The 17789-nt window shown below is 28.5% G+C and carries 2 protein-coding genes; both read right to left on the bottom strand.

Going from position 1 to position 17789, the window contains the following annotated elements; genetic code table 4:
* Positions 1 to 28: 28 nt before the first annotated feature.
* The gene (locus ACWXVP_RS00425; RefSeq protein ID WP_456012557.1) at positions 29 to 8872 is read right to left on the bottom strand and encodes a hypothetical protein; all 8844 of its coding nucleotides are present in this window, start codon (positions 8870 to 8872) and stop codon (positions 29 to 31) included.
* On the bottom strand, positions 8872 to 17778 hold the full coding sequence (locus ACWXVP_RS00420) for a hypothetical protein (RefSeq protein WP_456012555.1): 8907 nt from the start codon (positions 17776 to 17778) through the stop codon (positions 8872 to 8874). The genes ACWXVP_RS00425 and ACWXVP_RS00420 overlap by 1 nt, the downstream gene beginning before the upstream one ends.
* Between the last annotated feature and the right edge of the window lie 11 nt (positions 17779 to 17789).

Raw genomic sequence — 17789 nt, 5'->3', positions numbered from 1 at the left:
CTTATAGGTTTTGATTTAAAATTAAGCATTATTTCTTTAAATCTTTAAATTCAAAATTAATAATACCAGAGTTATAAACTACTGCTAGTTTTTCAATTTCTCCGTTTGAAATAGTTTGTTGTTGGTTGTTATGAGTTCAAATGTATGTTCCAGATGATCTTGTATTTTTTATTCAAATATCATTATTTAACATATGATCTCATTCTTTATTTGAGCCACCACTATGTCTAAATCCGTTATTAGGGTGGTCAAGCGGCGATTTACGGTTTTTATCAGCGTCATCTGGTGTTTGCCAACTTGTTGGATGAGTAGACAGTCATTTGGCAAAGTCATAATTAGATCAAACATACGCTTTTGTTTGAGCGTTGTTGCTATTAGACATAAATTCAGAAGTAGGTGTTATTGAATCATCATGTAAACTTTTATTTTTTGCAACATTAAAGCTTTCATAACGATTGACAAACAATGAAACATCTTTTGTATTTGAATCATAATCAACGGCTAATCTCAATGTATATATTGCTGAAACCGGCATAGTTTTAGTTGAATCATAGGTTTGTGAATTTGCGTTAATAATTTCATTACCATTTGTATCAAAAATGGTATTTTTATTGTTTGTGTAATTTTGTGGCCCAACTAACAATTTTCCAGGTAATATTGCTTCAACTTGAATTAAACTATCATTAATAACTCTTATTCTTAGTATTTGATTTTCCGACTCTCATGTAACTGATGTGGATTGTTGGTAAACATCAAATTCGGGAAATTGAAACTTAATATTAAAGTTAGCTTTGTCTATTCAATCATTACGTTTTGTAACTGTAGGGTTATTTACATTGCCACTATTGTTTTTATAATCAAATATTTCTCTAGTTTTATAATTTATAATTACAGCATCATTAGAGTTTTCAAGACCTAGTGCCTTTTTAAATGTATCAATAGTTTGTTTTTTAATTCCATCAGCATCTGTTTGAGTTCACCCTAATTCATCAGCTTTACCAATAACTTGTTTAGATTGTTTACCTAAGTTATCTTTATTATAATCTTTAAAGAATAGGCTAGATGTACCGGCAGGAAGTTCAAGGTCTTGTTTTGTTTTGAATGTTATATCAACATCCTTTTCTATTGAAAATCCTGAGAATTCTTTAAATATCTCCAGGTTAGTTGGTTTAAATTCATAACGAAGTTTAAGGGTATTTGTTTTTTCTGCAATACTTGAACTGCCTGGTTTAACAAATTTAGCAGTGTTAGTATCTTTAATTAATTTAACCTTAAAGTTTAAGGGATTATAAATTGAATCTCTATCGATCTTAGTAAAGGCAAATTTATCAAATAATTCAAGAAAACCATCTAAATTTGTAATATCAAGTTCATTTTCATTATTTTTTGGAACTAATTGTTCTAATTTTCTATCAAACTCCTCTCTTGTGATGCCAGACTTAGCAGAAATTTGATAATATGGTTTAGTTTTATTAGCACTTGTATCACTACCTGTTTCACCTAATATATTTTCATAAAACAACTTGCTATTTGTATTGGTTCAATCTAGTAATACCTTTAGCTTAGATTCAATATTACTTAGAGCATTATTTGTTTTTTCAGATAAAAATGTATCATTAATAATATCTGAGGATTTTTCCTTAGTGATCTCATCTTTTTCACTAGCCAATGAATCGTAATTTTGAGTATATTGAGTTTCAAGCGCACTAAGTTTATCAGTGTTACTTTTTCATTTAACTGATGATTTAAATAATAATTGATATATATCATTTAAATTTTGTCTTTTATTCAATAATCCAACTAATTCTGACTTAAATTCACTAACTAAATTATCGTATCCATTAATTAATTCTTTTGTTTCAAAAGCATATCTTTGTAGATCAGGAGCAGATTCAGTAGTTTTAATCATTGAATTTTTATTCTTTAATAATTCAAATTTAGTTTTTAACTCATCAAATAACTTCTTAGAATTTTCAAATCCTGCTTTTTCAAATAATTTAGTTGAGTCTAAATTAGAAAATGCATTATTATATTTAACAAATGTAGCGGTTACTTTGGAGATAAAACCAGTATTTTCCTCAATCATTTGAGCAATATCTGCTTTTATTTTTTGTATAAGTTGCTCTTTTACTTCTTTAGCCAATCTAATATTTTCAAGATTAGAATTAACAAAATCTGTTATAAAGGAATTTTGTGAGTCAATCGAAATATATTTACTATCAACGGTGTTCTTGAAGTTTTTATTTTGGTTAATAAAAGTTTCAATAATTGTTTTTAAATTTCCTAATGTTGTTAATTTATCTTTAGCGCTTTGTGTTCATAACGTATCATTAATTATATTTGCATTAAAATCAACAAGCTTTTGAAATTCGGTATTTAAAAGTGCTTGTTGTGCATCAAAAGTAACAATAATTTGCTTCTTGTACTCATCAAGAGCTTTTCTTAAAGAAGTGTTTATTTTATTAATTGTTTCAACAGCCTCAGGATAAGTATTGTCTCTTGTCTTAACATTATCGATATTTAGAGAGTTAACGGCGTTTTCTAAAAATGTAGGCAACAATACCCCGCTTTTTACCTCGTTTGCTCCTTGTTTTGATAATTTATCATGAAGTTCGATGGTTTTAGTGCGAAGTTGTCTTACTGAGTTCGCCTTTTCATTAACAAGATGATCAATTTTATCCTGAATTTTCTTAATTTGACCAAGTTTTGCTAATTCATCATTATTAATATTTTTATTTAATTCTTTTGATTCAGTAATTAATTTTTGAAGTTGCGTATATGCTTCCTTAACAGCATTAGAATCAAGCAACTCATTTAAACCGGTTTGTTTATAGTCAAGGATATTTTGAGCATCTTGATATTTATAAGCTAATGTTCTTGAATTTGTTAAAACATATTCAATCGAATCATTTCCTGTACCATTTAATCATTTTTGCGCTAAGTTAGCAAATGTATTTGGATCAGTATTTTCATCTAATTTAATTGCCTTCAATTCGTTCTCAAAATTGGTAACTTTTTTATTAATTACGTCTTTCTCACTTGTTATTATTACAGTATCATTCTTTATTTTAAGTTTAACACTAGCTAGCTGTTGATAAACTTCCAAGCGAGCCTTCAAAAGTTCAAGCTTTTTGATCTTCTTATCTATACTGTTTGACGCTTCTTCTGCTTTGTCAGCAGATGGAATATCAGATGTATAAAATGTTTTAACTGTTATTAGTTCATTTTCAAGTTCCATCTTATTATTGTCAACAGTAACATCTAGTGGTACAAAAGCACTTACAAATTGTTCAATTTCTGTCGCTTTTGAAGCTAATTCAACTAATTTTGATAAAAACGCCTTTAGATTATTAATCTTATTCAAGTTTTGCGCTAATTTTTCAACACTATTTGTTTCTTCTTTATTTGTTGAAGAATCAACAATATCGTCGATTTGCTTATTTAATGAGGTTATTAAAGTTAGATATTGCTTAGCATTTTGATATGAAGTAGAATTTTTAATGTTATTAATACCATCAAATAAGTCCTTACGAGTTTGACGAATCTTAGTTTGTTCAGAAACCTTATTAGTTAATTCATTAATAAATACACTAATTTCAGCCTGAGTTGGATTTTGACCAATATTTGGTAAGGCAGCTCACATATATTGAATTACTTTATTCTCATCAAATTGGGTTGCATCATAATTTGTTGACCCTTGACGTTCAAGTCTTCAAGTAGCAACATTTGAAGACACTTGCTTTAATAATTGAGTTAATTTTAGAGCCTCTTCACCCCTTGCCTTAACATTAGCAATTCTTTGGGCTTTTTGCATATCAGTTGTCTCTGAAAGGTTGTTAGCAGCATCTGCTAATAAAACATTTAATCAACTATCAATTTTATCGTTATTTCTCGTACCGCTTATTGATTCAAGACTATAGAAATCAAGATCACTATTAATTTCTTTAATTTTATCAATGATTTTTTCAGTTATTTCAATCACATCTAGAATACGCTCTTTTGAAACCTGAATTTTTTTAATTAGGTCAATAAATTTCTGTTTATTTAACTCTGCTAATTCATCAGAAGTTTTTGAATTATCTGTTACCACTATCTTAAATAATTCTCTTGCCTGTGATAATAAAGGATTAAGATCTTGTGTTATATACGAGTTTACAGTATCAGTTACTGATGAACCAGCAGCACTAATCACCGTTTCAGCGGACCCGATAATTAAAGCAAGTGCATCATAATATTCCTTGATCTTTTCAATTGCTTCAATTTTGGTTCTTACTTGTACAAGTTGAGCTTTGGTTGTTGATTGAAGATTTGAATTAAGAATTTGATTAATAGCTTCCTTTGTATTTGTAACTAAGAAGTTGTCAGCTAAATCACCAAGCTCAACGCTTTTATTTCCAAAAATTTGTTTAGAAAGCGTATCAACTATCACACGGTTTTGGTTTTGACCATTATTTAGTCCTGGTAATGCTCTAAAGTTTTCAAAGTGTTGCAATAAGCTAAGAGCTTTTTGTTTGTTTCTTGCTCTAAGTCCAGCTTCTTCCTTGATGCGTGTTAGTTCCTTTAAAACATACTCATTTTGTTGTTTTATTTTTAGAGTTTCTAATGGGGTGTGCTCATCACTCAACAATGCCTTAAGCTCAGCAATTGCCCTCTTATTAACATCAGTATTCGAATCTTTTTGATATAGTTCTAATTCAGTAGCTACATCAATTTGAAGCGTATGGAATTTTAACATCTCGTTAATATTAACAATTAGACCTTGTGCTATTGTAAAATCAATATCAACTGATAACTGATTATTAATTCTAGCTAAAAATCTATCTGAATGCGATTTGATAAAGGTTTTTTCTGTTGAATTATTTAGTTTATCAACATCCGTTTTAACAAATTCTTTATATTTTTCAAGAGAAATTAAAACAATATCTTTATGATATCCAGCAACCATTGCTCTTTCATTTTCTTTAATAGATTCAATAGTTGAGTTTATCGGATCATTTATATCCATCGCATATTTTTGGCGAGCTTTTTCATAATTTTCAAAATTCGTTAGTGAGTCTGGTTTAGGCAAATTATGAAATGACTTTTTATCGTATTGAATAACTTCAAGATCAATCCGAGCTTTCTCTTCACGATATTTTTTAATTAGGTCATCACGTTCTTTCGACAAATTTTTAACAAGTTCATTTAATTCACTAACCTTTGAAGCAAGACTTTCGGGTGTGTAAGTTTCACCGCCAGATGATGAGTTAACTGAAAGTATTTTTTCATATGTTTCTCTTGCGGCAGCGACCTTATCCTTAACTACTTCAAGGATCTTATATTTTTGTTGTTCCTCTGATAAAACATTAACTAAATCATTAATTACAATTTTACGCAATTCATGTTTTGATTGCGAAATAACAATAGCATCCTCGATTGCTTTCTTCTTTTTATTAATAATTTCAATAGTATCAGAGTTATCAGGTAGATTTTTATCAATCTCATCTAATAAAGCATTAGCATCCTTGGCGGATTCGGTTTCTACTAATGAAGGAGAATTTTTAATTTTATCAGATTCAAGAATTGCTCTCTTAACTACGTCAATAAGTTGCGTTTGTCCAGTTAAAATCTTAACAGCATCTTGAGCAGTAACATCAGAGGTTGTAGATTCTTTCCCTTTGGCATATGTGTCTATCTGCTTGATTGCATCATTAACCTTAGCTTCTATAGGTTTTAGATTAGTTGAAGATGGATATGATTTAGATTGAACATCTTCATTTCTTGCTCGAATCTGATCCTTATGAAATGCCAAGTCTAAATCATCATTTATGGCCTTGGATTGTCGTGCAGAATCAGCGACCTTGGCAACATCAGGAAGATTATTAACATTAGCAATCTGTCTTATAACTAAATCAATTTCATTTTTGGTTCTCTCTGATGAGGCAATGGCTTGTGGAACTCTTGAACGTTTGTCAGTATGAGCATTATATTCATCAGAAGTTTTTTCAAATCTAGCAATATTGTTTTCAATATCTTTAACATAAGAGACCATAGCCTTAATCTTATTTACCTTATCAAGAATTTCATCTTTTTCAGCTTTTGATAACCCCGGTTGGCGAGACTGATTTAATAATTCATTATAAGCATAACGCAACGATGTTTCACCTTCGGAAATCGGCTGTGATGAATCCTCATGTTGATAATTTTTATTAATTAGTTTTTCAATACTCTTTATTTGCGATTCGAGGCTGCTGTCTTTTCTCTTATCTCTTAGATTTTTTAATTTTTCATCTGCAAGATTACTTAATTTATTAACTAATTCAAAATCAACAGGTGTTGCTTGAAGCGCTATTTTAATATCAGATTTTACTTTTTCAATTTCTGCAAAATCTTGTGCAAATTGATGTTTAATTTCATCATCATCTTTAATTTCATCAATTAATTTGTCCAACTCATTTAAGGTAGAATTAACTTTTCTGATAATTTTTGCACTTTCTTGGATGCTATTTGTAATGCCAATTACGCTATCAATTGACTTTGTATTGCTGAATTGATTAGCTTTTTGATTATCGAATTCAAAACCTTTCAATAATACATCATTTAATAAATTATTTATTTGCGTAGCACGGTCAGCAAGAATTTTTTTTGTACTATTCAATTTATCCAACTGCGTTTGTTCATAATCAGTATAAGAATGTGGTTTTTCATTTGTTGGATTAAATGTTAAAAGTGCATAGTCCTCAACTTCACTGCGTGTTTTTGCGGCATCATTTTGATAACGAGTAGTTTCTATAATTGCTATTAGTTTATATTTTTGAATTTGGTTAAGAATATCTTTTGAAACAATGGGATTATAATTAATTGATGTTATTTTTTTTGAATCAATATTTAATTTTTCAAAGATTTTAGCTAGTAAATTAATGTCAACACTTTGAGTTTTTATGTTATTTAACTTTTCACTAGTTAATTGACTTATTTTTAATAAATCATATTCTTTTAATTTAGTAATTTCTTGCGACGTTCTTTCTTGTAAATAAGCTAACTGTGCCTTTTGCAAAGTTCTTAGTTGTTCCCTAATACTATATTTTTTACTAATAATTTGCTGTGTAGATAAGTCAGAAAGAATGTTCTCGCTTAAAATTTGGTTTTTTAAATCAGTTGCTTTTTGTAGAACATCCTTGCTTAAATACTTAGTCTTAGTATTGGCATCAAAACCATTAATATTAATAATAGTATCTTTAATCTCTCTTGCAATATTAGCTAATTCAAGTCTAGTTTCAACCAATGTTGAGGCTAGATTATTGATTTCTACTACTCTTTTTTGGACTTCGCTAATGCTAATATTAGGATTATATAAATCACTTAATTGTTTAAGAAGAATATTTAATTCTTGTTCATTTAGTAATTTAGGATTATTTTTATGGACTTGCGTAAATTCTTTAATAACATTTGAAATTTCATTATCAACATATTGCACATAATTGATTCTATTCATAAAATCAATCACTTTATTAATAATTTCTTGTTTATTGTGTTTATCAAAATCGACAATATTAATTAAATTTTTATATGTTTTTTCTTTTAAAATAGATTCAAAATGTTGAGTTAAATTATTAATATTCACATTCTTTACATATTGAACAAATAAACCAAAATCATCAATGATTTGTTTTAAAGAGGTTTCTTTATCATTTAAAGCCTTTTCGTAAATATCAAAGTTTGCTTTGGCTAATTTTAGATCAGCTATTGTTAATGAATTATCAATTTTAATAGAAACGATATTCTTGTAATAATCGAATAAAGCTATGTAATTTTTAGTTACTTGATAATTTAAAATTTCATTTAGAGATTCTTGCGTAATCATTTCGTTTCTAATTACAAATGTAATCATTTGATCAAACACATTCTTATTTTGATACACAGAATTGGTTAATAAAATTTGATCACCAAGTAACTGAAGTTGTTCAGATAAATTCTTATCAGTTTTTCTATCAATTGACTTCTTAAGAATTTCTGATGTAATAAATAAGATATTAGCATCAACACTTTTTTCAATACTATGAATTGTTTTTTCATAAAAATCATTGAATTCTGCATATTTAGTCATGCTTCTAATATCCATTAATTTATTTTCAACCAATTGCTTATTTATGGATATATCATTAATTCTAAAATCATTAAACAATATATCATCTTCAATTTGTTTAATAATTTGCTCAATATCACCACGTAATGCTTTTGTTGGCAGCATTTTCTTTAATTCAGCAATATTTTCATCAAAACTATTATTTGGAACTAATAAATATTTCTCAATTAATTCCCTTTGCAATTCAGTTTTGGCGCTTAATGACTCACTGTATTTATTAATTCAATTAAATTGTTGTTCTTTACTTAATTGATTAAGGTTTGAAAGGCTTATTTTTATATCGGTTAAATCGACTGAATCAAATTGATTCTTAATATCTATTTCCCTAATTCTTGATGCCTGATCTCTCAATAATTCTTCAATGTTTTTTAAATCATTTTTACTAAGTTCTTCACTATTTATTAATCTTTTAACATATTTAATTATGTAATCTTTCTGAAAATTTTTAATGTTATCTAAGGCAATAAATTTTTCAACAGCAGATGATTCTGGGTTTGATAATGTTAATTTAACAAGGTTATTAAGATTATTAAATTGCGATTGTTGTTTTGGACTAAAAGATAATTTCTCAACCACTTTATTAAAAAGTAGATTACTATTTTCAAGTTGTTTTAATAATCTGTCATTAATTTTTGGAGCGGTAGTTTTATGGTTAGAGTTAGTCAAATACATTGCTACAAGAGTTGATGCAGTAGCAATAGTTGCCATAACAACAGCAGCCGTTCTTTTCTTAGTTATTTTGTTCATTATTTATCCCCTTCTTTATCTTCATGAATTTTTACCATGAAATCAAAATGATCATATGCCTTTAAAATTTGTGGTTTGTTCCATTCTTTTCCACCACGTTTACCTTTTTGATTATTGCTTGGATTGTAATCAGGATAACCACGGCTTTGTTGATTGTTTGCTTGTTTTGTTTTATCAGTTCACCTTGCCGCAAACATTTCGGCAAAAACATATGCCTTAATATTGACATCATCTGGATGAGCTTGAACTAGTGGGTTGTTATTTATTTTATTTTCCTCCATAGCATCTTTTGGAGGATAGAAATATCATTTTGAGTGACCCGATAAAGTCATTTTAAATGATGCATCGTTTGCATTTATATTATTTTGAATTAATAATTCATATCATGTGTGTAGCACACCAAAATCCTTTCTTCCATTTTCCTCAAAAACAACTGGTATTGTATATCCGAAAGGAATTCAGTTTCTAAAGGTATTATTATTTATAAAATCAAGATCAGCCCCTGTTTGTGTTCAATATGAAAACATTTTGCCATTCGATAACATTGCATGTTTGAAGTTTCTGCCACTACCATCTTCAGCGAAGATAAAGCCTTTTGAATTATCTATTTTAATTTTATATTTTAAGTTATTATGTGAATTTGAAAGATCAAAGTTTTTGTATTCATTCTTCATTGCTTCTTCTAATGTTAATTTATACAAATTAACATTTTGAGGCTTCTGAAGCTTACCAAATAATGAATCATCTCATTGCTGGCTACTAAACGAAACATCCTCACGAATGAATTTAAGATTGTGGTTTAATAGATGTTTATTTGCACCTTCCGCAATGGCATTCATTAGGTTAACATTCATATTTCTATTGTTTCAACCCGCTTTTTTTGCCTCAAATATTTTATGTTGCTTAACAAAATCTTCATTTTGTCGAAGTGTTTGGTTTTCTTGCCCTAAATCAGTTTTTGTAACCCTAAAGAATGGCAAAGTTTTAAATGTAATTCAAACATCATTAAATGTTAAAGTTCTATCAGCTACATCATTGAAAAAGTTTTGATTTGAATGGCTTGAAGGATGCTTATATACAACCTTAAGATTAATTTTTGTCTTCTTGGTTGAAGTATCGGTTTGTAAGAATTCAGGTGCTCATGAATTAGAAGTTGCAGTTCTTGTAATAAACACCCTAACATTAGTGGTATTGTAAGGTAAATTTCCGTTATTTTTTAGAATAGCAAAGACATCAAATAAGTTAAGCAATCCTTGATTTTGCGTGATATCTAATTCAGTTACATTTGATTGATTATTTATCTTGTTAATTTCTTCAACAAAGTTTTCATACAAAGTACTTGATTTAGGTTTTATTTCCCTTATTTTCTCAGCATTATTTTTATTCAAATAATCAAATAAGAAAATATTATTGCTTGAATCATTAATTCAACTATTTAAATTATTAAGATTTGAGAAAATAGCTTTTAGTGCTTCTTGCTTAGCAGCTACAGAAGAGTTTTTATTCATCAATGCCTTATCTGTATTTGATTGTTGCGTTACGGCTGAATTATGTATTGCGTTGTATGAGTTAATTATATTAGCAAAGACACTATTTGATGAATTGTTTTGTTTGAAATTATCTCCAGCAACCAAATTAAGCATATGCTCAAGCACACTTTTAGAAACAACCTCAGTATAGAAATTAATTAAATTACCAACTGCTTTTTTAGCGGCATCCAAATTGCCAGAACCATATATTAGATTATCGATTGCTTCTAGAGCGGTAATTATTTTTTCAATAGCTTCATAGTATTTCTTAAAATCATCTTTTACTGCGTTCTCAGTCGAGGCATTAATATCTTGATTAAAGTTTATATTTAATTGCTGTACTGCAAGATTGTTAAAATCAGAAGGAAGAGCAGTATTTGCTTGGTTTATCTTTTGAATATTTTGTTTAATATCATTTATACCATTAATATTATCGCTGCTTGTAGTATTTAATTTTCCATCTAATAATTTTATTATGTTAAAGATATTGTTCGTACTTTGATCTTTCATTTCTTCATTAAATAAATTAATTTGGATCTTCAATTGTTCGGCAGCATTCTTTGTTAATGTTTTAATAGCTTGATAGTCATTTTCTAAGGTATTCGAGGTATTTCTTAACTCTTGTGAAATTAACTTATAGTTTGAAGTATCTTTTTTTAAGACTTGACCAGCTAAGGTCACATTATTTTCAAAACCATTAATCAACTTATCAATATTAAATAAAACACTTAATTTTTTAGCTCGCTCAGTAGTCAACTGCTTATGTCTATTATCTATTGAAACTTGTTGTGATTTAAACAATTTAACATACGAATCCAATCTATTCTTGACAATAGTTAAATGAATTTTTTCGAATTTAATGATTGCAGCTATTTGATTTTTAAGAGCTTCTTTAGCTTTTAATAATTTTTCGTTAGCATCTTTAATGTTTGCTAACGTATCAAGAGATAAATTAGTTGACAACGAAACTGCATCATTAGTAAAGCTCTCTTGCAAAGGCGTCTTTGTTTTATCAGATCCAATATTTGTGTATGAAGAAGTTAGAAAATTATTTGCTTCATCAATTTGTACTCTTAACTCACGTAATTCTTCACGTTTTTGATCCTTAAGTTTTTGAACTACACTTTCAGTTGGATTTGTAAGTTTAAAGATAGAAGCTAGTTTATTTTCTTCATTATGTGTCTCATTTTTTAAATTATTTTTAGCTTCATCGACCGCTTGCTGCAACGAAGTATATAAATTCATCATTGTAGCACTTTCCTTGGTCTTGTAATCATTATCGGAGCTAGTTGGTATAAATGCTTCTGCTTGAGTTATAGCTTTTTTAAGTTCGATGCTGTTTTTTAGACTAATATCAAAGCTATTTTTTCCTACTTCTAAATAAGTTTCTTTTAGGGCTTCCAAGCCACGAACATCAATAGCATCGCGGTTGCCTAATTCAACTAATAAATTTTCAAGAATTTTTCTTAATGGTTTTTTAGCTTCTTCATCTAGGTCATTTGAGCTTGTTAATTTACTTAATTTATCTGAATATGAAATTAAAATATCAATCTTCTTAGCATTACTTTCAATTAATTTATGTTTTGCTTCAATTTCAAGAGTAATCAAAACTCCAAAGTAAAAATTATCTTTCGATTGTGCTGCTTGTGTTTTTTCAACATTATTAAATTCTGTTTCAAGAGTTTGAATAGCATTGGTTAAAGCTTCTGATTTGTTTGCTGCAGCCTTACCTTTTGTGACTTGTTCCTTAGCACTTGCAACAACAACAGCCAAATCAGCATACTTTTCAAATAGCGAATGTGAAGATAAAACTTCTGATTTTATATTATCAATCGCATTTATATCGGCAGCATTAATAACCTTTGAAATAGCATCTAATCTCTCTTTGAATCTAGTAGTTCTATCTTTTTTCAGTTCATCAAAAATCGTTTGGTTTTTATCCTTATATTTATCCAATGTTGTTAGCATATTATTTTCATCACTAAATGCTTTTTCAATTTCAGTATATGCTGTTTTTCTTGAATTATATAAAGCTTGGTATGCAAGATGTTGGCTTTCCAGCGTTTTAGTTGCTGCGTCAATTTTTGAAGTTATAGTAATAGGTGCAAATACATCAGCTGGTAGTTCGGGAATTGAGTCATTTACAAATTGACCTATGTTTTTCTGATCAATTTCATAACCATATTTTTGGCCTTCAAAACTAAACTCTCCTAACGAATCATAAGTTGCTAAGATTGTTCTTTGTTTTTCGATTAATCTCTTGAATTTGGTTACTATTTCATCTAGAATTTGCATTTGATTTAGGTCGCTATTTACCTTTGAATCTTTTGCAAATGATTCTAACTTTTCAACATATTTGGTTAGCATCTCTTTAGCAGCGGCTGCGCCAGTATTGTTTCTGCCTTCTTTATAGGTCATGCTTGATGATTCATCTTTTAGAGTTTTTATATTATTGTTTAATTCAATTATTTTCTCTAATCTCACAACTAATGAAGATAAATCAGCTTTCTTTTGACTTAAAATTGAAAACTTAGATGGATCATTATATGAAGTCTTAGCATCATTTATTTGTGTTTCAAATTGTTTCTTTAAATTATCAAAAACATCCTTAATGGGACCATCAGTAACTGAAAGTTTTGCTACTTTTTCCTCATTTTCCTTAACTGCCTCTGCTAGCGATAAAATAGTTTTAAGATTTGTTTTTACAATTTGAAGTTTTTTATTTACTTCATTAACTTCTTCAACATATTTAGCTTTATCATTGTTATAAACAATATCCTCAAGTTCTTTAGTATATTTTGAAATTAATCCATTAGTTCCAATTAATGATTCCTTAACCATAGAATCATATGTTTGCGCATTAAACTTGCCTTCCACTTCTTTTTTGAATGCCTCAAATCTATCTCTTTGGTTTTGTTTTAATTGCTCAAAAGGTACTGATTCTGCAAATGCATTGCGTAGTTCAGTGATCTTATCTTCAATTAGAGCTGTAGAAGCATTTTGGCCAGGAACTGACTCAACTAAAGCATCTGCTAGACGTTTGTATGCATCAGCACTTCTACTATTATTTTTCTTTAGCTCTAGTAATCTTTTTGAAACAGCTAGTTGTTCTTCGATTAGATTTCCTAGTGTTTCCATTCGTTTAGTTTCGGCTAAAACATCATTTACATCTGTAGAGTTAACCTTAGGCATAACTTCGTTGTCTGCATGTGTGACAGTTTCACTAATGTTTGCAATAAAGCCTTCAATAGTTAAGTTATTTTCAAAATTAACCATTGGAGACTCATTCATTTTATTTTTTAGCTCATTTAGTTTATTATCAACTTGTGATTTAGTATTTTTAAATTCATCTTTTCTAAAACTAATATCAACTTTTGAAGCTAATGCTTGCAATTCTTCGAATTTAGCTTTATCATAATTTGATTTATTAAACTTATCTTGAGGATCTGATTTTTGGCTACTAATTAAATCATCAAATTTTATTTTTAGTTTTTGCAACTCTGACCCATTAGTTAAACTAGGTGTTTGTACTAAAACCGAAAAATTATTATTTTTTTCTTCATTTAAAAATTTATCAATTTGCTTTTCTAAACGATTTTTGGCATCATTAAATAAACTGTGAATTTCCTGTTTTTTAACCATAAATTGATTAATTAAATATTCAATTCTTTGTTTTTGATTAACAAGGTCAGCCTTTGTTGTGCGGTAATTTGAAATATAAGCGCTAAATTTAGCGATTTCTTCTTCTATTTCCTTATCAATCTTTTCAAAAATATATCTTTGTGATTTATCATTTTGGTCTGATTTATATTGATTATCTCTTACAGCTTGTAAGCGTACAATAGCATCCTTAACTTCTTTCGATATTTCAATCTTTGCATTAATTTCATTTAAGGCAATAATTTTATCATTAATTTCAGCTAAGGAATCATTCAGCGATCCTCTATTAACATTTATAACTTGTGTAAAAGCGGTATATAACTCAAAATATTTAGTCTTATCAACTTTTGATAACTCAATAGCAGACAATTTTGTTTTTTCCAGTAAGCTATGTTGTGAACCAATTTTAGCTACTATCTTATTAGTGTCATTAATTATATTTTGATAGTTAAAAGTGATACGTTGTGCTGTGCCATCAATTTGGAAGTTCTTTGATTCAATTTCCCTTTGAATTGCCTTAATTTTTTCCTCTTCAGTTTCTTTGATTAATTTATCATATAAACCTTTTAGTTCGCCTTGTAAAGCATCAATGCTTGAAATCATACCATCAATAGTTTTTTGAGCACTATCAATAGCACTAAGACCATCTTCACTAGCTTTTTCGAATATTGATATATCACCATTAATTAAGGCAAACGGATCATTATTAATTTTTAAATTGTTGGATAAATCAGCATCAGCAATTTTATTATTTCCTAATAAAATTTTTTCTTTAGTTAATTTGTCTTTTGCTACTTCAAGTTTAATTTTTTGAGTTTGATTAGCGATATCAACATTTTGTTTTGTAATTCATGTCTTATTATGAATCTCAGGATTATATAATTGTTTTTCAATTATTGTGTGATATTTTTCAATTAAAGCATCTGTTTGGGTATTTAAAACTTCGAGTCTATCAACTGTTGTTCTTATTTGATCTCTTGCTTCCATTGTTTTAAATAAATTATTATTAGTCGAATCAGCTTTTAGCGCATGATACACTTTTTTTGCTTCGTTATTTTCAACTTCAAGTTGCTTAATAGACAATTCGAATGTTGCCGCAACCTCGATAGATTCACGTAAAATATCAAATTTATTGGATATTAATTGGCGCTTGTCGCTCTTTTCTTTTTCTGATAAAGTTTTATCATCTTTAATAGCATCAACTTCCGCTTGAAGACTATTTAATGTTTCTAAAAATTTAGATTCAACAGGAGTAGTTTTACCTTCTTCACGTCGAGACGAAAATGTATCATCAATAAGTTGAGCAATGATTGCTGATTGAGTTGATGATTCGAGTTTTGAACGTTTATTTTCAAAATCATTCAAAGCTGTTGATAATTTAGATTGAATATCATCCAAATCATGTTGTGTTGGATCGGCTAGTGCTTCATCAGCTAATCTCTTCAATTTTTGAATTTCATTTAATTCCTTACCCAAATATGTTTTAACTTTTTCTTTATTTTTAACAATAGCCAAAATTTGAGCAGTTTCATCCTTTGTATTTTCTAATCTTTTAGCACTAGCCACTTTCTTAGAATATTCATCCTGTAATTTTTTGAGCTTAGCAATCTCTATTTCTTTTTGTTCGTGGGTAAGCTTATAATCTTCCATAATTAATTTAATATCAGCACTAATACGTGCTGTTTTAAATGATAAATCTTTAGCCACTGGCGAGTCAGGATTATTTTTTCACTCTTTTTTTATAGCTTCCAATAACTTGTTATTGTCTTCAAAAATCGGGCTAGATTGATGCGACAACCTTGCAACATCAAAGAAATCAAGAGCATCCTTGATTAAACCACCCGCTATCGCTTTTTGACCATTAGGTAAAATAGCTTTTTCATCTTCAAAAACAGACATTTCCTTACGTGTTGCAGTTGAATAAATTGAAGCCAATCCTAATAATTTAGTTTTTAAACTATCATATGTTTTTTTGATGGTTGGATAATATTTATTTATATTAACGATTTTTGAAACTTCTCCTTCGATTCCTTCAATAATAGTTTCAATTTCCTTCTTGTTGGCAATTCTTTCATATTCACTATATTCCTCAAATTTACTACTTAAATCCGCAAGAGAAGTATTCTCAAAGTCAATTTCATTAATAGCTAAAAGTGCTTGTTGCACATTTAAAAGCGTAGAATCATCATTTACAAAAGTTTTGTTGTATCTATTTTTTCCAGATGTAAAGTTCAACTGTTTAGATAATATGTTGAATTGTTCTTTATAGAAATTTTTAAGGGTATTATTAGTGTCAATATCACTTAATATCTGATTTATAGTTGAAACATATTGAAAGAAACCGGCACTACTTTTGAATTCTTGATTTTCAATTTTGTCAATAAGCTCTTGTTTAAAATTTGCATCTTGAATTTTATTAATTTCTTCCTTCGCATCATTAAGTAATTTATTCGCAATAGCTATTTCATTTAACGCCCTATACAAATCGGAATGAATTTTATATGCTGGAGTTTTTAATTTGTTAGTTGAAGGGTCTGTATCTTTAACCTTATTATTTGCTTGCATAATAGCAAAATCAATAGCACCAATAAACTTGCTATCAACCTGTTGTTTAATTTTATCTGCTTGTGCAATTAAGTCTTTCACCTTGTTTAAGGTAGTTTCATCACTGCCAAAATAGTCTGATGTTTTGTTGATTATTGTTGATATATAGTCACTTATAACTTGTGAAGCCGTTATTTTTTTTGAATCTTGCAGTCCTATAACTTCAAATGATAGATTTCCTTTATTTTCTATTACAAACTTCTTAATAGCATCTAGTTCATCATAAATGATTTGCTTTATTGTCTGGTCTAAATCCATTGTTGCAACTTGGTTTTTTGCCTCAACAATTTGTGAATAAATTTTTTGAATTTCACCTTCATTATTAATTGATTCATCTTTAAATAAATCATTACTTTGTGTTGTGAACAATGTATCCAAGACATCAACAACACTATCCCTAGATAAAACATTTTGTTCAAGTTTGCCGTTGATAAAATCAATTAATTTTAGAACCTTAACATTCTTAATACTGATATTAAGTCTATCTGTTTTTTGAATATTCTTTAGGACAAAAACATTCATTTTTAATTCTAGATCAAATGCTATCTTGTCTTGCTTAGCAATTATTTTTTCAACCTCATCAGCAAATTTTTGTTTATCATCATAAGTTTGCTGACTAGCATTATAGATGTCTAGTTGTTTATTAAACTCATTTTTTAAATCTGGTGACTTAACTAAATTGCCTAGTTGTTCTATAGCATCACGTGCTATTTTTGCACTGTTTGAATCAACAAGCATTAAACTGCTTACCATACTTCTTAAAATATTTCTTTGATCAAGCATATTTCTAATGGCCGAGACAGCGTCAGCTGTTTGATTGCTAATTTTATTTGCGATTAATTGATTTGCATAGTTAATTGCTGTTTGTAATTTATTTTTTGATTGCTCCGAAAGCATTTCATCATACTTATTTAAAAATATTCTAGCCTTCTTTTGCTCTTGAACCAAGTCATCATGAGCTTTTGTATCTATTGACTTATATTCAGTATTATGAAGAAAAGGAACAATAGCAGCTAAAGTAATAGCTGGTATTGCAGTTAATAAAGAAGTTACAATAACACCTTTTTTTACTTTTCTATGCTTCTTTTCTAAATCTAAATTTCTTTCATTCATGTTTCCTCCTT

The organism is Mycoplasma sp. 1781 (assembly GCF_053851675.1).
The sequence above is the reverse complement of the archived record's forward strand: the minus strand, read 5'-3'. Positions and strand labels throughout refer to the sequence as shown.